We start from the raw sequence: 24,324 nt of genomic DNA, 5'->3' as shown, positions 1-24,324 counted from the left end.
ATGGCCGACTGGATGCGGTTGCTTCCCGCACTGAGCGCGACGGACCGCCTCAGGGTGGAGACCGGGATCGCCGAAGCCGACGCCCAGGTGCGGCCGCTGCTCCGGCGGGCGAGCACCTACCACTGGACGTCGTCGGTGACCCGTACGCCGGAGTGGGCCGTCACCGGGTCGTGGCCGACCGAGCTGCGCCGCCGCGCCGCGCTGGCCGTGCACCTGGAGGTGGCGGCCAGCTCGATGCCGTCCGCGCTGAACGAGGTGGTGCGGAGTCTCGTCGACGACGAACACGACTGGACCCGGGCGGACCTGCTGTGGAGTCTGGAGGTCGCCGGCCGGGGGCAGGGCTACGACAATGTCGCCTACCTGGAGCTACCGGCGACGATCGCCGCGCACCTGGCTCCCGCCGACCTGGCCGATCTCGCGCCGGCGCTCGCGGCCCTGTTCGACGAACTCGCCGCGGGCCACCTCCCGACGGCAGGCCCTCGACGCCGGGTCGTCACGCTGATCGGGGAGGCGGTCGACCGCGCCACGGGTCGCCGCGTGCCGTCCCGGTTGCTGCACCACGGCGACGAGTTCGGTCCGCTCGTCCGCGCCGGCCTGGGTGACGTCCTCGCCGCGCCGGGTGTGCCCGAACTGCTGGCCCACTGCGCCTCGCTCGACAAGCCGACCGCACCGGCGAGATGGCTGCGCGGCCTCGACGAGCAGCTCAAGACCGCGACCGACGGGAGGAAGGCGGTCCGCGCGATCCTGGAGGCGTTCGCCGCCCACCGGCACTCCGTGCACGACGACTCGGACCGCCTCCTCCGTGGCCTGGTGTGGGCGCTGTCGCGGGAGTCGGACGAGGCGGCCACGGAACTGCTGGCGAGGGTCACCGCCGCCGCCTCGGCCGCGCCCCGCCAGGCGGCGGGCTTCCCCCATGCCCAGCGCACCGCGATCGCGGCCGTGCAACTGCTCGCCGGGCGCGACGGTGAGACACCGGTGCGCACCCTGGCGCGGCTCGCGGTGACCGTGAAGAACAAGGCGGTACGCAGTCGGGTGCACACCGCGCTGACCCACCTCGGCGCTCTGCGGGGGTGGTCACTGAGCGAGGTGCTGGAACTCGCCGTCGACGATCACGGGCTCGACCCGGCCGGGACCCGGCGGACCCCGGTCGGCCCGTACGAGGCGACGGTGCGGGTCGAGGGCGAGAAGGCCCGCCTGACCTTCGCCCGCGGCGACGTCGGGCTCAAGGGCGTTCCTGCGGTGCTCAAGGAGGCGCACGCCGACGAGCTGAAACAGCTGCGGGACCTGGTGAAGGCCGTGAACGCGACGCTGACCGCCGAGCGCCAACGGGTGGAGGCGCTGCTGTCCGAGGAGCGCACCTGGGCGTACCCGGACTGGGTGTCCCGCTTCCTGGACCACCCGGTCACCGGGACGTACGGGCGGCGGCTGCTCTGGGAGACCAGCACCGACGGACGCGACTGGTCGGCGGGTCTGCCCCGCGAGGACGCCGACGGGTGGACGGTCGCCGGTCTCGACGGGCGGCCGGCGCGTGGTGACCGGGTCCGGCTGTGGCACCCCATCCGCGCCGGGGTGGACGAGATCCTCGCCTGGCGTGAACGGGTGCTCGCCACCGGCCTGACGCAGCCGTTCAAGCAGGCCTTCCGCGAGGTCTACCTGCTCACCCCGGCCGAGGAGCGGACCGGTTCCTACTCCAACCGGTTCGCCGCGCACATCCTGCGCTACCGCCAGGCGAACGCGCTCATGCGCGCCCGCGGCTGGCAGGCCGGCTACCTGGGCACCTGGGACGGCGGGTACGACAGCGAAGCCACGAAGCTCTTCGGCGGCGGTGCGTGGCGGGCGTCCTTCCACCACCATCTGGTCGGCACGGACGATCCCCGGAACTACGACGTCGACCACTGCGCCACCGATCAGGTGCGGTTCGCCCGATCCGACGGCGCGACCTGGCAACCCGTACCGGTCGCGGACGTACCGCCACTGGTGTTCACCGAGGCGATGCGGGACGTGGACCTCTTCGTCGGCGTCACCTCGATCGCCACCGACCCGCAGTGGGCCGACCGCGGCGAGGACCGGTTCCGGGACTACTGGCACAGCACCGTGGTCGGGGCGCTGACCCCGTCGGCGGAGGTACGCCGCGACGCCCTGGCCCGGCTCCTCCCCCGGATGGCCATCGCCGGCCGGGCCACCCTCGCGGACCGTTACCTGCACGTACGCGGGAACCTGCGCGGCTACCGGATCCACCTCGGCTCGGGCAACGTCATGATGGAGCCCCACGACGCCTACCTGTGCATCGTCCCCGCGCGCGGGGGCACCGGGCGGCTGCACCTGCCGTTCGACGACGACCCGATGCTGTCGACGATCCTGTCGAAGGCGATCATGCTCGCCGCCGACGACACCATCACCGACCCCACCGTGCTGCGGCAGTTCGCCTGATGACCACTGGAGCACTGGACCCCCGGGACGGGGCAGCGGAGGACGACTCCTACGCATGAGGCAGGTGCGGCCACTGATAGGTCGTAGGTGCCGCAGTCGCCAGTCGTAACCACTCTTCCGAGCAGCAGTTGCGTACCGGTAGGGTGCCCGGTGTGACGGTGTTTCGGATCGGTGAAGCCGCGGATCTGCTCGGCGTGAGCGTGGACACGGTGCGCCGCTGGGTGGATGCGGGCCGACTGCCAGCCATCCGGGACGAGCAGGGCCACCGGGCGATCGACGGCGTCGAGTTGGCCGGATTCGTCCGCACGCAGGCGGGCCAACCGGACGGCCGGTCGGAGGAGTCCTCGGCGCGCAACCGGCTGCGGGGGATCGTCACCGCGGTCGCCAAGGACACGGTGATGGCCCAGGTGGACATCCAGGCCGGGCCGTTCCGGGTCGTCTCGCTGATGAGCCGGGAAGCGGTCGAGGAACTGGGCCTGCAGGTCGGCTCCGTCGCGGTCGCGGTGATCAAATCCACCACGGTGGTGGTGGAGCGGTCAGGCCCGACGCACAGGACACGGGCCGGCGCGTGAGCGCGGGCACCGCGACCTTCGGGGAGGAGAAGCAGGTGGGTGCACGTTTCGTCCGCGCCGTGCTGGCCGGGGTGACGGCCCTCGCGGTCGCCGGGCTGGCCGGCTGCGGCGGCAACAAGGCAGGCTCGCCGGGCGCGGCCCCGTCCGGCACCGGGGTGACCGGGACGGTCACCGTGTTCGCGGCGGCGTCGCTTACCGAGTCGTTCACCCGGATCGGCAAGGACTTCGAGGCCACCCACCCCGGGGTGGTGGTCAGGTTCAACTTCGCCGGCAGTTCCGCGCTGGCCACCCAGATCAACCAGGGCGCGCCGGCGGACGTGTTCGCCTCGGCCGCGCCGAAGAACATGCAGCCGGTCACCGATGCCGGCAACGCCGACGGTGCCCCCGTCGTCTTCGCGAAGAACCAACTGGTCATCGCCGTGCCCGAGGGCAACCCGAAAGGCATCGGGGCGCTGACCGACCTCACCAGGCCCGGCCTGAAGGTCGCCCGCTGCGCCGAGCAGGTGCCCTGCGGCGCGGCGGCCACCAGGGTCCTGACCGCCGCGCAGGTGGAACTCACCCCGGTCACGTTGGAGCAGGACGTCAAAGGCGCCCTGTCGAAGGTGAAGCTCGGTGAGGTCGACGCCGCCCTGGTCTACCGCACCGACACCAGGGCCGCCGACGCCGACGTCGACGGGGTGGAGTTCCCCGAATCCGCCGGCGCGATCAACGACTACCCCATCGTGGTGCTGAAGAACGCAGCCAACAAACCCGGCGCGCAGGCCTTCGTCGCCTTCGTCCGCTCCGGGCAGGGCACCACCGTCCTGACCGCCGCCGGCTTCCAGACCCCGTGACCGGCCGGGTGACGCGTGACCTCGACCGGTGAACGCCCGGTCCGAGCGGACGGGTCCGTCCGGACCGGGCCGCCACGCCGCCGCCGGGCGCAACGCGTACCGGCGGCGCTGCTGACCCCGGCGCTGCTGGGTCTGCTGTTCCTGGTACTGCCGCTGGCCGGGCTGGTGGCCCGCGCCCCCTGGAGCAGCCTGCCGCAGCGGCTCACCGAGCCCGGCGCGTTGACCGCGCTCCGGCTGTCCCTGCAGACCGCCAGCGTCGCCACCGTCGGGTGCCTGTTGCTGGGCGTGCCGCTGGCCTGGCTGCTGGCCCGTACCCGGTTCCCCGGCCGGCGGGTGGTCCGCGCGCTGGTCACGGTCCCGCTGGTCCTGCCGCCGGTGGTCGGCGGGGTGGCGCTGCTCCTGGTGTTCGGCCGCCGGGGCCTGCTCGGCACATGGCTGGACAGCACGTTCGGCTACACCCTGCCGTTCACCACCACCGGCGTGATCGTCGCCGAGGCGTTCGTCGCGATGCCGTTCCTGGTCATCGCCGTCGAAGGCGCACTACGCGGGGCCGACGCCCGCTACGAGGAGGCCGCCGCCACCCTCGGCGCCGGACGCTGGACCACCTTCACCCACGTCACCCTGCCCCTGGTGGCACCGGGCGTCGCCGCGGGAGCGGTGCTGTGCTGGGCCCGGGCTCTCGGCGAGTTCGGCGCCACGATCACCTTCGCCGGCAACTATCCCGGTATCACCCAGACCATGCCGCTGGCCGTCTACCAGACCATCGAGGGCGGCGACCTGGACGGCGCGGTCGTCCTCAGCCTGGTCCTGCTGACCGTGTCCGTGGCCATCCTCGCCGGCCTCCGCGACAAGTGGATCACCAGCCCATGACCGACACCCGGTCCACCCGCTCCCCCGTGGCGGACGCCCACCTCGTCGTCGACCGGGGAACCTTCCGCCTCGACCTGCGACTGCGGGTCGAGGCCGGCGAAGTGGTCGCCCTACTCGGCCCCAACGGCGCCGGCAAGACCACCGCCCTGCGCGCCCTCGCCGGTCTGCAACCACTGACCGCCGGCCACCTGAGCCTCGCCGGGCGCGACGTGGACCGGCCCGACCAGGACCACTGGACACCCCCCGAACACCGGCCGATCGGCGTGGTCTTCCAGGACTACCTCCTCTTCCCGCACCTCAGCGCGCTCGACAACGTCGCCTTCGGGCCGCGTCGCCGGGGTGCCGACCGGCGCACCGCCCGTCGGCAGGCCGCCGCCTGGCTCGACCGGGTCGGCCTGGCCGCACAGGCACGCAGCAAGCCGAGACAGCTCTCCGGCGGGCAGGCACAGCGGGTCGCGCTCGCCCGCGCCCTGGCCCTCGACCCGGTGCTACTGCTGCTCGACGAACCCCTCGCCGCACTCGACGCCCGCACCCGACTCGACACCCGCGCCGAACTCCACAGGCACCTCGACGCCCATCCCGGCGGCACCCTCCTGGTCACCCATGACCCGCTCGACGCCCTGGTCCTGGCCGATCGGCTCGTCATCATCGAGGACGGCCGGGTCGTGCAGGACGGCGACGCCGCCACCGTCACCGCCCGGCCCCGCACCGACTACGTCGCCCGACTCGTCGGCCTCAACCTCTACCGCGGCACCGCCGACGGCCACACCGTCCGCGTCGACGACCAGCTCACCCTCACCGTCGCCGACCCTCTGCACGGCGACGCGTTCGTCGCGTTCCCACCCTCCGCCGTCGCCCTGCACCCGCACCGGCCCGACGGCAGCCCCCGCAACACCTGGCCCGCCGTCATCACCGGCCTGCAACGCCACGGCGACAACCTGCGAGTCCAACTGGACGGCCCGATCGCCGCCGTCGCCGACATCACCCCCGCCGCCGCCAGCCACCTCGACCTGGGGCCCGGCCGATCCGTGTGGGCCGCCGTCAAGGTCACCGAGACCCGCGCCTACCCCGCCGGCGCCGACGGACACCCACCGCCCACCGCAGCATGACGACCACCACCGGACGGAGCAGCGGCCACCATGCTTCGGGGTACGGGCCCACCAGGCTCGTGACCGGACGCCCGGATCGACGCGTCAGCCGCCGACGCTCCGTCCGCGCCGACGCTCGCCAGCACTGAATCCTGCGGACCACCTACCGGCCGACCCGTCGGGCCGGGTGCATCCCGCCCGATCGGTCGTTCGCCTCACACCTCGCGTGCTGCCGCCTGGACGGTGTGCCGCATCAGCAGCATGGTCGTCACCGGCCCGACACCGCCGGGAACGGGCGTCAGGGAACCGGCCCGCTGTGCGCCGTCCGGATCGACATCACCGGCGAGGCCACCGTCGGCGGTCGGATTCGTACCCACGTCGATGACGACCGCGCCGGGCTTGATGTGCTCCGCGCCCACCAGATGGGCGCGGCCCACCGCCGCCACGAGGACGTCCGCGTCCGCGCAGACCCGGGGTAGATCCCTGGTACGGGAATGGCAGACCGTCACCGTGGCGTGTTCCGCGAGGAGCAGCAGCGCGGCCGGCTTGCCGACCACCGTGGACCGGCCGACGACCACGGCATGGGCACCGGCCAGGTCGGCCTCTTCACGGCGCAGGATCTCCAGCACGGCGGCGGCGGTGGCCGGGGCGTAGGTCGGCAGGCCGGCGACAAGACGGCCCAGGCTGACCGGGTTGGCGCCGTCGACGTCCTTCGCCGGCGCGATGTGCCGGCCGACGGTGTCCAGGGTGACGCCCTCGGGCAGCGGCGTCTGGCAGATGATGCCGTGCACTGTCGGGTCGGCCGACAGCTCGTCGAGATGCTTGGCGATGGACCTCCCGTCCGGGTCGGTCAGCGTGTCGACCCGGCAGGTGATGCCGACCCTGGCGGCGGCCCGTTCGATCGACCGGACGTACCAGGCGGTAGCCTCGTCGCCGGTCGGGACGACCACGGCCAGCGTCGGCACGACGCCCCGCGCGGTGAGCTCGGTGACAGCGGCGGTGACCTCGGCGGCGATGGCGGCGGCGATGGCCCGACCGTCGATGAGCCTCACGTGTGGATCCTCTCCCGTACGGCGTTCACGATGTCGTCCGCGGCGGCGGCAGCGGCCGCGTGCCTGTCCACTTCGACACGCAACCCGGCCCGACGCTCCTCGTCCTTCATCGCTCCCAGATTGATCTCGACGTTGATGACGGCGGCATCGAGAGCGGCACGGGCGGAGGCCGCCGCCACGGCGACGTCGGACAGGACGTTGACGTTCGCACCCGGCAGGACGCGACCGGTGAGCTCGATGATCTCCGCGGCCACGGCAGCCACACGCAGCGGCACCGCCGCGGCTCCCACGAGCGCCGCCTGGATGGCGGCCGTCCGGGTCGTCCGATCCGCGTCGGTCTCCTTGGGAAGCTTGTATGCATCGGTGACAGCGCCGAAGGCGGCCGCGTCGTCGTCGGCGAGTTGAACCGCCTGCGCACGCAGCCGGGTGGCCGCGTCCAGAGCCTCCCGCATGATCGGCTCGTGTTCGGCGTACTTCGGCTTCCCGATCGTCAGGTTGCACACCATCGACACGAGCGCCGCGCCGACGGCGGCGTTCATCGCCGCCGCCGCACCCCCGCCGGGTGCCGGGGCGGCGGAGGCGAGATCGTCGAGCCAGGAACCGATGGGCTGATCGCGCACGGTGCAGGGTCCCCTCGTCAGGCGGGTCGGATGCCGACCCAGCGTATGGTGACCTGCCGGCGGGCCCGCAGCCGGGACGGCACCGTTCACCACGACCGGGAGGGCGGACCATCCCAGCCGGGAAAGCGGACCACCACGGCCGGGAGAGCGGACGTCGGACACGAAGGCGGACGTCGGACAGGAGGGACACGCACCGCGCGGGAACCGTGCTCGGCGCGACCCGGCACGGCTGCGCCCGGTGTGCCACGATGCTGCGGTGACAGTGATCGAGGTCGTCACGGGCGACATCACCAGGGAGAGCGTGGACGCCATCGTCAATGCCGCCAACGGGTCCCTGCTGGGTGGCGGTGGTGTCGACGGTGCCATCCATCGTGCGGCCGGGCCCCGGCTGGCCCGGGCCGGGGGCGCGATCGGCCCGTGCGCGCCGGGCGACGCGATGCCGACCCCGGCGTTCGACCTCGACCCACCCGTACGGCACGTCATCCACACCGTCGGGCCGGTCTGGGCGGGCGGCGGCCACGGTGAGGCCGAGGTGCTGGCCTCGTGTTACCGCAGGAGCCTGCAGGTCGCCGACGACCTCGACGCCCGTACCGTCGCCTTCCCCGCCATCGCCACCGGCGTGTACGGCTACCCGCCCGAGCGGGCCGCCCGGATCGCCATCGCGACGATCAGGTCGACCCCGACGAACGTCCGACGGGTACGACTCGTCGCCTTCGACGAGGACACCCACGCGCACCTGACGGCCGCACTGGCAGCGGCCGACTGACCCGCTCGGGCCTTCCGCCGGCCGGAGCCGGGCCACTGGCGCGGCTGGCGAGGTCGACGGGCCACGGGATGGCAGGGTGGGAGGCATGGACAGGAGACAGGTCGACGACTGGCTCGCCGGCTACGAACGGGCCTGGCGGACACCGGGCACGGATGCGCTTGTCACCCTCTTCACCGAGGATGCGAGCTACCAGCAGGGGCCGTACTGGACGCCGGTAGTGGGCCTGGCGGCCATCGCCCGGCTGTGGGAGGAGCACCGCGAGGGCCCCGCCGAGGTGTTCCGGATGACCTGGGAGATCGTCGCCGTCGACGGCGACACCGCGGTGTCGCGCCACGAGGTCCGTTACGGCGATCCGGTCGCCCAGGAGTACCGAGACCTGTGGGTGATGCGGTTCGCCGACGACGGGCGGTGCCGGTCGTTCGAGGAGTGGCCGTTCTGGCCGGGTCAGCAGCCCGAAGGAGCGTGACCGGGCCGGTGGCCACCTGACGGCAGGCCGGGGCCCGGCATGTGCCGTCGCCTACCGGCCGCCGGGAGGCCCGTGGCTCGTGGTGGCTAACATCGCCTCGTGGTTGCGGAGTTGATCAGGAAGGTGTCCGTCGACGGGGACGACGACGCGATCGAGGAGTTGTCCCTGATCGCGGACGCCGATCCGGGAAGGCTGACGCCGTACCTCGGCGCGCTGCTCGACCGGGGCGTGTGGTGGCCGGGGAAGCTGTACCGGGCGGCGGACGCGGACGTCGTCCGCCGGGTGATCGAACACATCGACGGTGGCCGGACGCCCGACCAGCTCAACCAGCTGCTCGTCATCCTGGCGCACACCGCGCACCCGATGGCCGAGAGCGCCCTGCGTCGCTGGTCGACACGACCGCCGGCCGGCGCGGAGAAGTTGCACGTCGGCGTCCTGGCCTACGCGCGGGAGGGCGGCTGGACGATCGGCCCGGAGGGCCGCCGACGGGACCTGTGCGGTGACACCGCGTACGCATGGATCCTGCGTGGGGCACCGCGACGCACGGAAGGTCCCACGTGTCCGTGGTGCGGGTCACCGCTGTGGACCGCGGTGGACCTCGATCCGGCGGACCCTGCCGTCGGTGCCGCACTGGCGCACACGGGCTGGTCCGGCCGGCTGGTGATCGAGACATGCCACTTCTGCGCCTGTTACACGACGCTGTACAGCCGGGTCACGCCGGCCGGTGACACCGTCTGGTGGACCGGCAACACCCGCCCGGGCCACCTGGGCTCCGCCGAGGCGGAGGATCCGCCCAGGCTGATACCGGTCCCTGGTGCGGTCCGGCGGAGCCCCTACCAGGCCAGCGCGTGGGATCGGGGCGGATCGACCCTGGGCGGCCGGCCCGACTGGATCCAGGACGCCGAGCACCCCGACTGCCCCGGTTGCGGGCAACCGATGGACTACCTGGGTCTGATCGGCGGCGCGGACCTGGACGAGTACGGCGAGGGCGCCTACTACCTGCACCTGCACCAGCCCTGCGGGTTCGCCGCGGTGAACTACCAGCAGAGCTGAACCCTGGACGGGCCTCGGCGACCGCCGCGCCGATCAGTAGCCGACCGTCACCTGCATCTCGCGCCAGGTCCGCGGGCCGACCACCCCGTCGACAGGGATCCCGCGCAGGCCCTGGTACCACCGCACGCCGCTCTCCGTCCGCGCGTCGAAGTCGCCTGTCGCGCGGCCACACCGGCGCTCCCCCACGAACCGCTGCACGAATGCCACGTCGTCGCCGCTCGTCCCCCGGCGCAGGGTACGTGAGCCCGGCTTCCGCCCGGGCGGCGTCGGCGCGGGCGGAGTGGTCGCGGCGCGCAGGGCGGCCACCGTGAACAGCCCGACGACACCGTCCACCGCCAGCTTCCGAGACTGCTGGAAGGTGCGTACCCACGCCTCGGTGGCGGCCCCGAAGTCACCGTCGACCGCCAGAGCGGCCCCCAGCCGGTTGGCGGTGGCCTGCAACTCGCGGACGTCACCGCCCCGGTCACCGCGCCGCAGCACCCGGTCACCGAGCTTCGGCACCGGCGCCGCCACGATCCCCCAGCTCCGGTCGCTGCGCTCCAGGGCCCGCTGGTGGCTGACGCTGACGTGCAGGTGCTTGTCGTGCGGGTTGCTGCCGGTGTACCGGGCCGGGGCGAACCCCCGGCTCCGGCTCCAGATCGTCCGGTCGAAGATCACGTACTGGGTGGACGGGTGGGCGATGCACTTGCGGATCACCAGCACCGGGTCGATGCCGTCCCGGTCGATGTCGAGCGCGTTGACCGAGCGGTCGTCCGCGTCCGGGTTGTGGTCGGAGGTGCCGGCCTGGTGGGCGGCATCACCGATCCAGCCGTCCGAGGCACGGTCCCGGTGCGGCCAGCGCCTGTCGACCTCGTCGCGCAGCAGCCGCAGCGTCGGCGCCAGGTGGTACGCCGCGAGCGCGGGCGGCTCCGGGGGCGGCTCCTCCTCGGCGGCGAAGAGGTCGTACCCGACCGCCTCCCCGATCCGGCTCTCCGGATCGTCGTCCTCCGGGACCGGGCCCCCGTCGACCCGATCGATCACCATGTCCATCTCGTACTCCTCTCTGCTGGCCGCCGTTGCGGTGTCACGCGGCGGTGGGGGCGTCGGGCGTCGGGGCGGCGTCGGCTGGGGCGGCCGGGCGGGCGTGCGGCGTCGCCGGCACCTCGACCGCAAACGGTTCGAGGTCGGCGCGGATCGCCGAGACCTGCCAGTAGAAGGCGTGCGACGCCTTCGCACCGTCGACGGTGCGGACCCGGAACTCGCCGGCGGCGACCCGCGACGCCGCCAACGGCGACACCGGCTCGTCGTCCTCGAAGACCGGGGTGAGCTGGACGGTCCGACCCTCCAGCCGGGTCAGCGCCTCGAAGTACCCGGGCAGGTCGACGGTGGCGACGCCGTCGACGAGCCGCCCCTCACCCCGGTAGTAGACACCGTTCTCGGGGCCCTCCAGCGCGGCGTGCACCAACAGCCGGCGGTCCGGATCCGCCGGGTCGTCCAGCGGGTGGTCGATGACGAACTGCTTCGTCCGGCCCACGATCTTGCCGGTGGCGGCCTCCAACGAGATCGGGTACGGGCCGCCCGCCGGCCCCGCGTAGACAGCCCCGGAGACGAACATGTCGAAGGTGCTGATGCCCCCGCCACTCCAGTCGGGAATCGAGTTCGGGCTCGTCTTCACTCCGAGCCGACCGTTGACCTGCAGGTCGCCGCCGACAAGACCCCGCTTCTCCACCCACAGGCAGCCCGCGTCCGGCGCGGAGTTGTTGCCGTACCCGACGTACACACCCTGGGTGTTGAGCAGGTAGAGCCGCTCCGGGCCGCTCAGGTGCAGCCGTCCGGCACCGGCGAGATAGCCCCCGTCGGGGAGGTTGACCGTCCCGGCCACCCCGAGCGCGCCCTGGACGGTCAGGTTCCCGCTGGCACCGGCCTCCTTGACCACGGTCAGTCCGGCGCCGGCCCGGACCGCGACCTGGCCGTCGCTGGCCAGGCTCAGCCCGCCGCGTCCGCGGACCCGCGCGGCCCGCAGTTCCTGCACCTCCAGGTCCGCGTACGGCTGGCTGTGCAGCGGGTAGCCCAGCCCGGGGGTGGTGCTGCTGCGGTCGACCAGCTCGAAGCCGCGCCCGGCCCGGAAGGAGAGCTGCGCGTGCTGGACACCCGTCCCCCAGAAGCCGAGGCCGGTGACCACCTGGTCGGCCTGCACGGCGGTGCCGTCCAGGCTGCCCAGGTGCAGCATGCTCCGGCTGATCAGCAGCCGGTCCCCGCCGGCCTGGTGGAAGGCGATCGCGTCCTCGGGGTCGTTGTTGTTGCCGATCCGCAGGACGGTGTTCTCGCCAGCTGCCGCCCAGTAGCGGATGAACGCCTCGTCGCCCACCCCGCCGCCGGGGTTGGCGGGAAACTGGATGCCGGCCTCCGGCGAGTTGCCGACGGCGGGCACGATCGCCCCGGCCGGCATCCGCAGCCCGGCGACCAGCCGGCCGGTGCTCTGCACCGTCACCACGCCCCGGTTGCTGACCACCTGGCCGAGCACGATGGTGCGTCCCGGGTCGGCCGGCGGGGTGCTGGTCAGCTCCACCCGACCCTCCTCGGTCCACCGGGTCTCGGCGGCCACCCCGCCCTCCTCGCGCCGGTCGGTGAGCGTCTCCAGGTAACGCAGGGTGACCTGGAAGGTGCCGTCGCCGGGCGGGCTCAGCCGTCGGCTGCCGGGCACCACGACGAGCAGCCCGTCGGCGTCGACGGCCGCGCCCTCGGCGACCGTGACGTCGCTCCCGGTCGCGCTCAGCTCCAGGCCGCTGACCACGCCGACCGGTTGCCGCAGCCGGGCGGTGAGGTGCTGCCGGGACAGCAGGTAGTCCACCGCCTGGGCCAGGTCGGCGGCGCGCAGGTACTGGTGGTCGTAGTAGCGGGGCCGGGCCATCGGCAGCGGCAGGTTGTTCTTCCAGGTGATCGTCATCGGTTTCTCCGCGCGGATTCGAGATCGGTGGAAATGGTCGGGTCGTCCGCCCCGGCGGCGGGGCTCATCGGGGCTCCACGGCGTCGTAGCGCAGGCCGCTGGAGACGGCACCGCCGGTGGCGTGCCGGGAGCGACCGAGCCACAGGTGCACCGAGCCGTCCACGCCCCGGGCCAACTGCCAACGGCGCAGCACCCGCACCCCGGACCGGCCGATCTCCTCCTCGGGTACGGCCAGTTCGACCACCCCGGTGCCGCCCGGACCGGGCCGCCAGTCGAGCAGCCGGCTGTGCCCGGACACCGGGACGGGCGGCCCGTCACGGGTCGGCTGCTGGATCGGCACCCGCCGCAGCCGCACCGCCGTCGGGTCGTCGGGCATCGGGGTGGGGACGAGCGGCACCCAGTTCTCCGGCACCGTGGTGGCGAACGCGTAGGACAGCTCGGGCACGGTCACCGGGCGTCCGGTCACCGGGTCGACAGGCGGCGGATCGGACACCGGTGGACGGGGCGGGACGGCCGCCCGGGCGACCTGCGCGCTGCGGTCGATCCCCCGGCCGGTCGCGCCGGTCACCGTACGCTCGATCGCCCAGGCCAGGTTCGCCATCTCGTCCCGGCCGAACCGGACCTCCTCGACCGGCTCGGAATCCAGTGTGGTGGCTGCCGTCGCGGGCAGGACCAGCACGTCGGCGGGCCCGTCGGTGACCGCGCCGGACGGCCGGAACAACGCCCAGCCGCGCCCGCCGGGAGCGGCCGGCACCAGCGTCGGGGTGCCGAACGTGTCGGTGACGATCAGCGACCGGATCCGGGTGGCCGAACCGACAGGCAGTTCCAGTGGCACCACGAAGTGGTCGTTGGCGTAGACCAGGCCGTACTCGAGCAGGAACATCCGGGCCAGGTCGGCGGCGCCCGCCCCGACCTGGGCCAGGTTGATCCGGGAGTCCTCCATCTCCCAGAACCGGGTGGCCGGCATCCCGGCGTAACCGACCGGGGTGGGCAGGGTGACCCGGACCAGCTCCTGGCTGGCCGGCTGCGCCTGCAACGTGTCACCGGGCGCGTTGTCGAAGTGGTACCAGTCCAGTCGGTCACCGTCGTACTCCCGGGCGGCGAGCACCAGCTCACCGGCCGACCCGGCGGCGGCGACGGAGAACTCGTACTCCATGCGCTCCCGCTGCCAGGCGGTGTCCTCCAGCCCGGCGGTGCTGATCAGCGGGTGGAAGTCGGCCGGCGGCCACGGTGGGCTCGCCGGCCGGGGGTCGACCCCGGGCGAGATGACCGCCGGTAGCTGCAGCAGGTATCCCCCGGGTGGGCCGGGCGGCCGGGGCGGCACCCCCAGCCAGGCCAGCCAGCCGACGATCGCGGTACGCACCGCGCCCGCCAGGGCCGGCGGCACCGGCACGTCGGTGTCGACCGTCCCGGCCGCGCAGGCCCGCAGCAGCAGGTCGCCGTGCGGCACCCGGCCGGCGACCACCCGCAGGTAGCCGACCGTGGCCGCGTCGGCCGCCGACGGGGCGTCCGGCGGCACTGCGGGGATCCGGTAGCGGCGGGCGACCGCCGGTGCCAGCTCGGCGGCGCCGGCCTCGGCCAGCAGCCGCAGGAACTGCTGGCCGGTCTCCACCGAGAGTCGCAGGTCGTCGGCGGTGGCCGCGCCCTCCCGCTCGGCCAGCGCTTCCAGCGGGATGTGGGCCGGCAACCCGATGGTGCTGCCCGAGGCGGCACCCGGGCGGTACCTGGTGAACGGGGTCACCTCGGCGTGCACCCGGGCGGCCACCGGCGAACCGGCGTCCTCTCCGGTGAACTCGCCGAACTGCCACTGCCGGGCGAGCAGCCACAGCGGATCGGCGGTGCGTGCCTCCAGGGCCGGGCTCAGGTCGCCCCGCCGGGTACGCGGCTCCAGCCGGGTCCAGGTCGTCACCGAGGCCGACGGATCCGGTGTGGCATCGGGGGGGACGGCCGACGTCGGCCGGTGGTCCTGTCCGAGGTGGGTCATCGGCCCTCCTGCTCATCAGTCGCGGGTGCCGCGTCCGGAACGAAGTCGGTGGTGGTCGCCGCCTCGGCGACGTTGGTCGGCAGGTAGAACGCGGGCAGGAACTGCCCGCCGGCACCGAGCGAGTCGAGGTCGGTGACCCGGGCGATCGCCAGGTCGAGGGTCTCCTCGACGGCCTGGGCCAGGCCCGCCGGCTGCCAGCTCGGGGTCCCGTCGGCGCTGACCGCCAGCAGCACCGCCTGGGCAGCGGCGGCGGCCGGCGCGTCGTACTCGAAGGTCAGGCCGGTCCGGGTCCGGGCGGCCGGCACCACCTCGGTCCACTCGTCGACGAGCAGACCGTGCACCGGCCGGACGGGGTCGAGGTCGCCGAGGCTGACCAGGACCAGCGAGGTCGGTTGGCTGTCGGGTGGCGGCGGGGCCTCACCCACCCACCGGTCGTCGGCCCGGTAGGGCAGTTGGGCGACCCTGACCCGCGCCGGCACCCGCACCACCCCGCCCGCGTCGAGGGCGTCGGCGTAGGTCAGCGCCTCCTGCAACCGGCCCACCGCCGGGCGGACCCGACCGTAGCGGGCCAGCCAGCGTCGTACCGGGTGGGGCGAGCCGCCCTGCAGGGCGTCGCTGGCGGCGAGTGCGGTGGCCAGCGCGGTCGGGTCGGGGGCCCGGCTGGCCGACAGCACCGGCATGTCGGCGCCGAGCAGGGCCCGTACCCGCGCGACCTGCAGTTCGCGGCGGGCCTGCGGTGGCGCGTCCGGGTCGTCGAAGTCGGTCTCCGGGTCGCAGTCGCAGCCGTCCAGCGGGCACGCCACGGTGCCCCGGGCCTCGGCGACCAGCCGGCAGTGCGCGGCGATCCGCCGGGCCAACTCGTCGCCCGCGGACCGGCCGGCCTCCGCCACCTCGGCATCGCTGTGCGGTGGCGGGAACACCCCGACGACGCCGAACCCGGCGGCCGTGCGCAGCGCGTCACGCACGGTGGTCCCGCCCCCGGCCGGGTCCGCCGGGCCGCCGGCGGGACGCAGGTCGTCGGCGGTGGCGCGGGCGAGCTGCCACAGCTCGGTGGCCTCGTGCCGGGTAGCGTGGTCGACCTGTACCGGCGCGTCGGACTCGGTGCCCAGGTCGGCGGCGAGCAGTTGCCGGCTCCGGCCGAACAGGTCACGCAACGCCGCGACCGCAGACAGGAACTCGGCCAGGCTGACCCGGGAGGCAGGCCAGTCGGGATCCCGGTCGTAGTCCAGCGCCAACCGCCAGTCGGGGGTCACCCGGGACGGTGCGAAACTGCTCCAGGCGACCAGTTCGATCCGCCGGTCCAGATCGGTGCCGGCGGGCACGCCCGGGTGCGGCGGTGCGGCGAGGTGGTCCACCGCCGCTGCCCCGAGAAAGTCCAGGCTGCCCTCGACGGGGTCGGTGACGTCACCGCCGTCGGGTGCGTACCAGCGCATCCGCCAGCACACCCGGTCGGCGGGCGGCAGCAGCGCGGCGGTCAACGCGTCGACCGCCGCGCCGATGATCCGGGGCTGCGCGGACCGGCCCGCCGGCCAGTCCACCCGTCGGCCGGCGAACCGGTCGTCGAGGTGGAACAGCAGGGCGACCCGGTGGGTCACCGTCACCCCACTTGCCGGGGTACGGGTGAAGTGCAGTTCCGGCGGGCTGCCGGCCGCGCCGGAGGCGACGTCCACCGCCGCGGCGGCACGGTCCATGTCGCCCACGGCAAGCTGGTGCACGCCCTCGGCGAGCAGGGCGTCGGCGACCGCGTCGGCGTGCTCGGCCAGCTCGTCGAGCACCTCGCCGACGGCGATCCGGGCGGCACCGGGCAGCTTCGCCAGCTCGCCGGCGAGCGCGCCGGCCCGGTGCAGCCGGTGCAGTTCCAACCCGTCCGCGACGGCGGTGGACGCGACGGTGTCGACGATGCTCGGCGGTCCGCCGTCCTCGGCCGGGTCGACCCGGTGCGCGCGCACCGGGGCCAGCCTGCGGAACAGCGGGAGGTACCGGTCGAGCGGGCCGTCCGGATGGTCGTGCAGGCCGCGCTCGAACCGGTAGCCGAGCAGCTCGCCCAGGGCCTGACCGTCGCGCATGCCGGCGAGGAGCTGCCCGGCCAGCCGGACCCGGCGCGAGGAGAGGTCGACCGCTACCGGGTTGTCGTCGCCGCCGCCGTGCGAGCGCCACGCGCTGCGCAGCACGGCGGCGGTGGCCGCCTGCGCCGGGGACGGGGCGTGCACGTGACCCGCTCCGGCCGGGGCCGCCACCAGTTTCGCCGGCACCGTGGGGTCCAGCACGTGGGCGGGCCGGTCGACCAGGGTGGGCGGTGGTGCAGGGCGCAGGTCGGTGAGCCAGCCGTACGCGCCGATGTGCAGCCCGTCGGGCGTGCCGGGCGGACGGGTGGCCGGCAGCCGGTCCAGCCGGTTACCTGCCAGGGAGGTGACCCAGGCGTCCAGCCGGTGCGCGGCGAGTCCGAGCGTGCCGGCGACGTACCGGTCCAGGTCGTCCGGGTCGAGGGTGGCCGTGTCCAGCCCGGTCGCCAGGCCCTCCAGCGCGCCGCGCAGCTCGCGCAGGTCGGCGGTGGCCGCCAGGTGCCGGGCGTCACCGTCCCCGGTCGCGGCGGCCAGGTAGTCGCCCACACTCCGGCCGCCGGTGCCGGGCACGGTGACCGCCAGCCGCCGGCGCAGCGTCGGCGTGACCTCGCCCGGTCGGACGTCGACCAGTTCCGGCTCGGGGATCTCGGCGGCGGCCGGCAGCCCGGCGACCTGCGCGAGCAGGTCGGCGGCGGCCGAGTGTTCGGCGATCAGCGCCGCCCGCAGCAGCCGGTGGAACAGCGGCACCGGCCCGTCGGCGGCGGGTGCGACCGGAATCCGGTCGCCGCGCAGGCCCACCGCGGCCAGCGCGTCGAGGTAGGCCCGGATCCTCTCGGCCCGGGCCGGGCCGGGTGCGGCCACCAGCGGGGTGCCCAGCGCGAAGGCACCCTCGGCGAAGACCGCCAGCGACAGCCGGGGATCGACCGGGCCACCCAGACCGAGCGCGGCCAGCAGCGCCCGGCCGGGTTCGACGACCTGCTGCCGCCAGTGCGGGCCGAGTTCGAGCCGGGCGAACCGCCACAGCCAGCTCACGTAGTCGTTGCCGAGCATGCTGCGGGCCCGAACCTCCAACACCCGGGCGTCGGTGGCCAGGATCTCCACCATGGTCTGCTCGGGGTCGGGCAACCCGGGCCGGATCCGGGGGGCCGGGGCGGCCAGCCAGACCCGCTGCCAGAGTTCGCGCAGCACGGGGACCGCCCGCGCCTCGGCGGGGTCGGCCGGCTGCCAGCGGCGCAGCGCCGCGACCGGAAGCAGCCCGTAGGGCTGGGCACCGACGCGCAGGGTGGGCAACGGCCCCTCCGGGTGCAGGTGCTCGACGAAGTGGGCGCGTAGTCTCCGCTGCTCGTCGGGGGTGGCCACCGGCAGCAGGTGCCGCAGCATGCTGCCCGGTCCGGCCGGCCAGAGGGCCCGCCGGACCAGCCGGGCCATCCGCCGTTCGTCCCGGTCGGCCGCGGCGGCACGGGCCAGCGCGGTAGGCGCGTCGGCGCGCACCGGCCGACGGCGGACGGCCGCCAGGTCGTCGGCCATCGGCGCGGTCGGGGACGCCCCGGCCGCTACGGCACGCAGCGGTACGGCCAGAGCCCGGCTGGCCAGGGCGGCGGCGTTCTCGTCCGGCGCACCGGTGTCGCCGGGTACCACGTCGGTGCCGGTGACCCGGGCGACCGGGGCACGCGCGGTCACGGTGACCGTCTCGGTGTTGTTGGTCGGGGTGCCCGGCGGCAGGAAGGCCAGCCCGTCGGTGGCGGCGTGGGCCTCCAGCAACCGGCCGAGCTGCGCGGCGGACACGTCCGGCGCGGTGTCGGTGTCGACGCCGAAGACCAGCAGGCGGTCCACCGGTTGGGGCCGGCCGGCGCTGTCGGTGGGCACGTCGACGGCGAAGGCCATTCCGGCGGCCACCGCGGCCGGGTAGTCGACCATCCAGCGCATGCCCTCGTCGACCGGGGGTGCCGTGGCGCCACCCGCCCCGGCCGGGGTGCGGGTCGCCGGGTCGGCGGGCGGCACCGGGGTCGGTCCGGCGGCCAGGTCGCGGGTCACCGGCAGGGAGACGCCGGTGAACAGCGTGTCGTCGGTGGTCCGGCCCACCGCGTACCAACGGGTGGGTAGCAGTCGGACCCGGGCCGGTTCGCACCACGGCGCCGGGCGGCGCAGCGGGTCGGGCAGGTCACCGGTCGACGGGTCGGGCTCCATCACCCGGGCGATCCAGCCGGCCCGGGTCTCCCCGAACCGCCGGACCAGCTCGGCCCAGGCCTCCGTACCCGGCCCGGCCGGCAGCGGGTCACCGGCCGGTACGGCACCGCCGGTCGGGGCGGTGCCGTCGGCGGTCGGACCCTGCCAGTACGCCTGGCCGGCCGCCACCTCGTCGTCGGTGAGCCGGGGTTCGTGGCTGTCGATGTGGATCTGGTCGGGATAGACCCGGATCCGCAGCGAGGCACCGGCGAACCGGGTCTCCAGCCGGACCGGCAGCAGCGCCAGCGGGTATCCGGTGGACAGCGTCCACGGGGTGCCGGTGAGCGCGTCGGACAGCGGCGTCGGGGTGGCCTGCGGCTGCGCCAGCGAAGGCCGGGTGGCCTGCGGCTCCCCCGACGACGGTCGGGTGGCCGGCGGGACAGCGGTGGTGCCGGCGGGGCGGGGTGCGACGGTCATGGTTGGGTCTCCGGCGTGAGCAGCAGGTCGCTGGCGTGGCGGGCGAGCATGACGGGCCGTTGCAGCGCCACCCGGGCCATGTCGGCGGCGTTGCGGCCGAACACCGCGCCGTCCACCGGCGTGGCCGGGAAGCCCGGCGCGTAAGGGGAGAGGAAGCGGGCACCGGCGGGCAGGTCGCCCCAGTGCAGGTCGTCCCAGTGCTGACCGGCCCAGACCGGGGTGCCCGGCGAGGCCGACGACGGCGGGTCGGCCGGCTCGGTGTCCAGACCGAACCGGGGTGCGGTGGGTTGCTCCCGCAGGACGAAGAAGTAGCCGGGATCGCCGTGCGCCTGGTCGGTCGCGCCACGGGCCTGTTCGGCGGTGAACGGGAAACCGAACAGCAGCAGGTCCGGGGAGAGCCAAGCCTGGAAGATCGGCGGCAGGTCCACCCCGGTCGGCTCCCGCCGCGACCCGACCCAGCGGGCCCGCCGCATGGTGACCACCGTGGACGGGAACCGGCGCAGCACCTCGCCCCGGATCACCAGGACCAGGGACTGCTCGTCGGCGGCGCCGACCGCGGTCAGGTGGCTGCCGAGCGGGCCGGTGCGCCAGGCATCGTCGGTCAGCGGTGGGATGTCGGTGAGCGGCCCGCCCGCCGACGCCGCGCCACGGACGTCCCAGAACTGCCGGAACCAGGTCTGCCGGGGATCCGCGGGGAAACCCCGCCACAGCATCTCCCGGCTCATCTCGTGGTTGAGCCCGACCAGGAACGCCTCGATGAACCGGGGATTGGCGGCCAGCGCGGTCATCGTCTCCGGCGCCACCGCCGGCAGGTTCGGCACCACGTACTCCTGGGACAGCCCGCGTAGCAGCTCGTAGCTGGGCACGTCGAAGGTGATCCCGGCCAGCAGTCGGCGCAGCGGGTCGCCGGTCGGGGGCAGCACGTCGACCAGGAGGTCACCGGCGACACTCAGCCCGGCCAGCACCTCACCGGCGACCGCGGTCTCCGGGCGTACCGTGGCGCGCACCGCGCCCGCCGCCGGGGCGAGGGGCACCCGTGTCGGCTTCGGGTCGGCGGCCAACCGTTGGGCCGGGGCCAGCCGGTCCTGGTGGTTCGCGGCGGCGGCGATGAACCGGTCGCCCATCGCGCTCCGCGCCGCAACCAGGTCGGTGCGCAGGTCGCCCACGAGCAGGCTGCAACCGTGTCCGGTCGGCGCGTCCGCCGCGCCGGGGATGTCCTGCGGCGGGCTCCAGATCACCGGCACGCCGTCGGGATCCAGGTCGAAGCCGACCCTGGTGGTGAGCACCCCGACCCGGGAGCGGTACGCCACCACCAGGTCGGGACGACGGGTGCCGCTGACGTCGACGACCGCCGCACCCGCCGCGCCGCCGGCGGCCACCGCCGCCTCACCGGCGACCGGCAGCGGGCCGGTCCAACCCGGGTCGGCGATCCGGCCGCGCCGGTTGATGCCCCGGCCGGTGAAGTACCGGGCCGCCGGCAGCCCGGCCGCGTCCGTGCCGGCCATGAAGACCAACAGGTCCGGCACCTGGTCGCCGGTCATGTCGACCACGTCGACGCTGACCGAGTGGATCGCCGTGAAGGTGTACGGGGTGGGCAGCGAGTCCGTCCAGCCCCGGGTGACCCGGCCGGCCGCGTCCAGCCCCCAACCGACCCGGTAGAACACCCGGCTGGTCGCCCGTGCCGGGTCGGTGCCGTTGACGGCGTACCCGATGACGAGCTCGGGTGACCCGTCACCGTCCAGGTCGGCGACGGTGACGTCGACCGCGTCGGCGTGCCCGCCCACCGGATCGGGCAGTTCGTACGGGCCGGTCCAGCCGCCGGTGGCGGTGCCGTCGGCGTCGATCCCGCTGCCGACCCAGTAGGCCAGCCGCCGGGTGCCGGGCGCGCTGCCGGCCAGCACCGCCACCGCGATCAGGTACGACGGTCCGCCGGCGGCGAGCATGCCGGCGGTGATCGAGGTGGCCGCTGCGGGCACGCCGGTGAACGGTCCGGCCACCGGCGCGGTGAGCGTGTCCTCCCGCAGCAGGCCCGCCTCGTCGAGGTGGTGGACGGCCTGCGAACGGATCCGGCTGCCGGCTCCCTCGACCACCTGGTACGACACCAGCAGCGAGGAGAGCAGGCCGAGCCGGGGCGCGAACCGGACGTGCGCCGCGGCCGGGGCGGTGTCCGGGCCGGCACCCCGTGGATCGGCCGGAGTGCCGTGGTCGACCCATCCGACGGCCCGGTCGCCCCAGGTGTAGGCGGCCAGCCTCCCGTCGGCGGTCCGGACGAAGATCTCGCCGGCCCGGTCGTCGCCGACGACCGGGCCGGGCCGGTGCGCGGCGATCCCGTTGGCCGGTCGGCCGATCTCCTCCCAGTTCCAGGAGTAGACCCCTGTCGCGTCGTTGCGCCACTGGTAGCGGCCGTACAGCCGCAGGTCGTCCGGGTCGCCCTCGGGGTGGGCCAGGACGAGCAGCTCCGGCTCCTCGTCGTAGCCACTGGTCACGGTCTGTTGACCCAGCGAGACGATCCGCAGGTTCTGCGCCAGCGGAGGGCGGAAGGACACCCGGCCGTGGTTGACGGCCCCGCCCCAGCCGGGCACCCGGGTGACCAGCTCACCGGTCGGGGTGAGGTAGCCGAAACCGTCGGCCCGGGGGTGGCTGAGGGTGTGGTAGGCCGCCGGGGAACCCCAGGTCGGCGGCGGCTGCCCGGGACCGTCGGCGACCAGACTCCACTGCCCGGTGTGGACGAAGAGCCGCTGGGCGGAGGTGGCCACGAACACGCCGGCCGGGGTCGGGCGCGGTGAACCCCACAACCGCTCGCCGGTGGCGAGCTGCGGGCGGCCGAGCGAGATCCAGGTCCGGGCCACGGTGGCGAAGCGGTACAGGTCACCGCCCGGGGCGAGCATGAAGATGTCGGTGCCGCCGGCGGTGGGTCGGCTGGCGGCACCGCCGGGTGGGCTGCCGCAGTCCGTCCACACCCACCGGTCGCCGTCGTAGCGACGCTCGTAGAGCCGACTGTCGCGGGTCCGCACGTACACCCGGTCGGGGGCGACGGTGGCACCGGAGGTCACCACCCGGGTGCCGGCCGGGGCGCCGTGGTCCCGCCAGGTCCAGGCCCCGTCGAGCCGGCGTCGCTCGAACAGCCGGCCGTCGGCGGCGGCCACGAAGAACCGGTCCGGGCCGAGCAGGTCGCCGCCGTTGCTGGCCAGCGTGGTGACCGGGTCGTCCGCGGCGGCTCTCACGAGGGACGTCGGAGCCAGCGTGGCGGCCGGATGCCACCACGGGTCGGCCGCTTCGAGGAGTTCCCGGGTCAGCCGGGCGATGCCCTGCTCCTGCGGGACCAGATCATCGAAGACGACGCCGCCGGCCGGGATCCGGGCCGGCGGCACCGGGCTCGCGCCGCCGGCCAGCCGCAGCAGCGCCGCCGGTGCCGGCGCGGCGGGACGCAGCCGGCGGGCGAGTGGGCCGCGCGGACGGGCCAACCGGCGGAACGGCGCGCTGGTCGCCGCGCGGGCGCCGGCGTTGCCGTCGAGTAGTTCGTCCAGCGACTCGACGGGGGCAACGCCGGCGCTGGTCAGCCCGGTCGGGGCGGGGGCGGGGACCAGGTCGTGCACCGGACGGGCCAGCGCGACGAGCTGGTCGTCGCCGAGGGCGTTTCCGGGTGCCGTCGGGTCGACCCGCTTGGCGAACAGGGCGGTGGCGCTGTCCCGGGCCGCCTGCCCACGCCGCAACTGCTCGTTGACCTCGGACAGCTCGGCGGCCCGCTGCCAGGCGGCGGCGGCCAGGTCCTCCTGGTGTTTCTGGACGACCTGGGTACCCAGCGCCGCCGCCGCCCGGTAGCGCGGGTCGAGGTTCAGCCCGGCCAGCCAGCGCGGCTCGCTGCCCGGCGGTGGCACCTGCCCCTGCTGGCGGTGGATCTCGCCGTACAGCGGTGGGGTGAACCAGTCCTCGACGTGGGCGAGCAGCTCGGTCATCCGGGCCTGCCAGGGTGCGGCGGCGGCCGGCTGCCAGACGGTGGGGGTCATGCTGGGCGAGGCGAGCGCACCCTCGAACGCGAGCACGGAGCGGCCCTCCACGCCGGCGGGTGCGAGGTCGGGCAGCCCACCGCCGGCGGCGGCGATGTCCACCGGCTGCCGGCCGACGTCCGCCGGCAGGGCCCGGCCGCGCAGCCGCCGGGCCAGCGACTCGAAGTCGCCGTCCGGGCCGGTGCGGAAGGTCCAGTGGTGGTAGACCGGCAGCACGATCGGGGCCTGCGGATCGGCTGCCGGGGAGCCCACGCCCCAGGCCGGCACCAGTGGACCGGCGTCGACCGGCAGGCCCAGCCCGGCACGCACACCGGCGTCGAAGGCCGGTACGACGGCGGCCAGGTAGTCGGTGCCCGGGGCCAGCCGTCGGGGGCAGATCAGCCGGGACAGGGTGCGCTGCGGCGCGTCGGCGAGGATGTCGGCGACGTTCTCGTCCTCGGCGAGGGCCAGCACCTGGACGTGTGCCCAGGCCCAGGACTCGGCGAGGTCGGGGAGCTGCCCGGCGGTGGTGGCGAGTCGGGCCAGCGGCTGCCCCGCCGAGGTGTCCAGCCGACCCTGCGGGCCCGCCGGGACGACGACGAGCACCAGCCAGGGACGCAGCCGGCCCTGCGGATCGGGCTTCGCCGGGGTGTACCGCCAGGGCAGGTCGGGCAGGTCGAACTCGACCGCCGCGAACAGGGTCACGTCGACGTTGTCCGCGCCCGCCGCCGGGTGGCTGCGGATGATCTGCTGGCCGTCCAGGCCGGTCACGTCACCCGGCCCGTGCAGCAGGGCGGTGGTGGTGCCGACGAGGTCCACCGGTTCGACCCCGACGGGGCCGGTGCCGTGCGCGGTCACCGAGAGCGCCACCTCGGCGCGGGTGTGCGGCAGCGCCCCGCCGAGCGGGTCGGGTACGGAGACGAGTCGGGCGACGCCGTCGCGTACCCAGGGCAGGAAGCGGAGGCCACCCAT

At 74.8% G+C, this 24,324-nt stretch carries 15 protein-coding genes; 8 read left to right on the top strand and 7 right to left on the bottom strand.

Annotated elements, in window-relative coordinates; translation table 11 throughout:
- The 5 genes from AC0AIB_RS03380 (at position 1) to AC0AIB_RS03360 (ending at position 5,814) form a co-directional block, all read left to right on the top strand.
- The gene (locus AC0AIB_RS03380) at positions 1–2,430 is read left to right on the top strand and encodes a DUF4132 domain-containing protein (protein ID WP_465095986.1); all 2,430 of its coding nucleotides are present in this window, start codon (positions 1–3) and stop codon (positions 2,428–2,430) included.
- Between the two features lie 152 nt (positions 2,431–2,582).
- Positions 2,583–3,002 (top strand): TOBE domain-containing protein, encoded by a 420-nt coding sequence (locus AC0AIB_RS03375; RefSeq protein WP_465095985.1) that lies wholly within the window; start codon positions 2,583–2,585, stop codon positions 3,000–3,002.
- 35 nt (positions 3,003–3,037) lie between these two features.
- Positions 3,038–3,835: a molybdate ABC transporter substrate-binding protein gene (modA, locus tag AC0AIB_RS03370; RefSeq protein WP_465095984.1), complete on the top strand. Its 798-nt coding sequence runs from the start codon at positions 3,038–3,040 to the stop codon at positions 3,833–3,835.
- 15 nt (positions 3,836–3,850) lie between these two features.
- The gene (locus AC0AIB_RS03365) at positions 3,851–4,705 is read left to right on the top strand and encodes an ABC transporter permease (protein WP_465095983.1); all 855 of its coding nucleotides are present in this window, start codon (positions 3,851–3,853) and stop codon (positions 4,703–4,705) included.
- The gene (locus tag AC0AIB_RS03360; protein ID WP_465095982.1) at positions 4,702–5,814 is read left to right on the top strand and encodes an ABC transporter ATP-binding protein; all 1,113 of its coding nucleotides are present in this window, start codon (positions 4,702–4,704) and stop codon (positions 5,812–5,814) included. The genes AC0AIB_RS03365 and AC0AIB_RS03360 overlap by 4 nt, the downstream gene beginning before the upstream one ends.
- Before the next feature lie 194 nt (positions 5,815–6,008).
- Here AC0AIB_RS03360 and AC0AIB_RS03355 read toward each other — a convergent pair whose 3' ends face one another.
- Together AC0AIB_RS03355 and AC0AIB_RS03350 are read right to left on the bottom strand one after the other, a co-directional pair.
- Positions 6,009–6,845: a bifunctional 5,10-methylenetetrahydrofolate dehydrogenase/5,10-methenyltetrahydrofolate cyclohydrolase gene (locus tag AC0AIB_RS03355; RefSeq protein WP_328345632.1), complete on the bottom strand. Its 837-nt coding sequence runs from the start codon at positions 6,843–6,845 to the stop codon at positions 6,009–6,011.
- On the bottom strand, positions 6,842–7,753 hold the full coding sequence (locus tag AC0AIB_RS03350; protein ID WP_328348759.1) for a cyclodeaminase/cyclohydrolase family protein: 912 nt from the start codon (positions 7,751–7,753) through the stop codon (positions 6,842–6,844). The genes AC0AIB_RS03355 and AC0AIB_RS03350 overlap by 4 nt, the downstream gene beginning before the upstream one ends.
- On the opposite strand from AC0AIB_RS03350, the gene AC0AIB_RS03345 reads away from it, so the two are divergent.
- The 3 genes from AC0AIB_RS03345 (at position 7,722) to AC0AIB_RS03335 (ending at position 9,750) form a co-directional block, all read left to right on the top strand.
- Positions 7,722–8,231 carry an O-acetyl-ADP-ribose deacetylase gene (locus AC0AIB_RS03345; protein ID WP_328345630.1) on the top strand — a complete coding sequence of 170 codons (510 nt, stop codon included), beginning with the start codon at positions 7,722–7,724 and terminating at the stop codon, positions 8,229–8,231. The genes AC0AIB_RS03350 and AC0AIB_RS03345 overlap by 32 nt on opposite strands.
- A gap of 85 nt (positions 8,232–8,316) precedes the next feature.
- A complete protein-coding gene (locus AC0AIB_RS03340) occupies positions 8,317–8,697 on the top strand; it encodes a YybH family protein (RefSeq protein ID WP_465095981.1) in 381 nt (126 codons plus the stop codon).
- Between the two features lie 99 nt (positions 8,698–8,796).
- Positions 8,797–9,750: a hypothetical protein gene (locus tag AC0AIB_RS03335; protein WP_328345626.1), complete on the top strand. Its 954-nt coding sequence runs from the start codon at positions 8,797–8,799 to the stop codon at positions 9,748–9,750.
- Positions 9,751–9,783: 33 nt separating this feature from the next.
- Here AC0AIB_RS03335 and AC0AIB_RS03330 read toward each other — a convergent pair whose 3' ends face one another.
- From AC0AIB_RS03330 to AC0AIB_RS03310, 5 genes are all read right to left on the bottom strand, one after another.
- Complete coding sequence (locus AC0AIB_RS03330; protein WP_328345624.1) at positions 9,784–10,779, bottom strand: peptidoglycan-binding domain-containing protein; 996 nt, start codon at positions 10,777–10,779, stop codon at positions 9,784–9,786.
- A 34-nt stretch (positions 10,780–10,813) separates the two neighbouring features.
- Complete coding sequence (locus tag AC0AIB_RS03325; protein ID WP_328345622.1) at positions 10,814–12,676, bottom strand: hypothetical protein; 1,863 nt, start codon at positions 12,674–12,676, stop codon at positions 10,814–10,816.
- A 64-nt stretch (positions 12,677–12,740) separates the two neighbouring features.
- The gene (locus tag AC0AIB_RS03320; protein ID WP_328345620.1) at positions 12,741–14,660 is read right to left on the bottom strand and encodes a hypothetical protein; all 1,920 of its coding nucleotides are present in this window, start codon (positions 14,658–14,660) and stop codon (positions 12,741–12,743) included.
- On the bottom strand, positions 14,657–19,366 hold the full coding sequence (locus tag AC0AIB_RS03315; RefSeq protein ID WP_465095980.1) for a hypothetical protein: 4,710 nt from the start codon (positions 19,364–19,366) through the stop codon (positions 14,657–14,659). Before AC0AIB_RS03315 ends, AC0AIB_RS03320 begins: the two co-directional genes overlap by 4 nt.
- The gene (locus AC0AIB_RS03310; protein ID WP_465095979.1) at positions 19,363–24,324 is read right to left on the bottom strand and encodes a hypothetical protein; all 4,962 of its coding nucleotides are present in this window, start codon (positions 24,322–24,324) and stop codon (positions 19,363–19,365) included. Before AC0AIB_RS03310 ends, AC0AIB_RS03315 begins: the two co-directional genes overlap by 4 nt.

This window comes from Micromonospora sp. DSM 43699, from assembly GCF_055517075.1.
This window is presented reverse-complemented; position numbering and strand designations above follow the sequence as displayed.